Source organism: Gilvimarinus sp. 1_MG-2023, assembly GCF_030548285.1.
Genome location: NZ_JAUOSC010000600.1, coordinates 1 through 318, shown reverse-complemented (window position 1 = coordinate 318; position 318 = coordinate 1). Strand labels below are relative to the sequence as shown.

General features: G+C 58.2%; 1 protein-coding gene. It reads right to left on the bottom strand.

The window, feature by feature from the left end; all coding sequences use genetic code 11:
- The coding region (locus tag Q4563_RS18260) for a hypothetical protein (protein WP_303605515.1) at positions 1–318 on the bottom strand (318 nt) is incomplete at both ends.

Sequence of the window (318 nt, the reverse complement as noted above, 5' to 3'; positions counted from 1 at the left end):
GGCTGATATGCTCCAGCCGAACTGCCCAGGGGGTGGCTTCACTGTCAGTTGGCTGTACTTCGGCAGGTGCCGCCCCGGAGGTTGTCAGAGGCAAGGATAATCCAGCAACCAGCAGCTGATCTCCCTGACGGGTTGCCGCCAATCGCAAGCCATCGAGCTGCAAACGGGTAATCTCGATCAGTTTGTTTTGCACCTGACCGGTATCAATATCCAGCGCGACTTGATCTATACGGGTTTCCCCATCACCGGCTCCCGGATGCTGCAACGTCACTCCGGTCAGCGTCAGCTCGCCACGAATCAGGGCCAGCTGCCAATCAT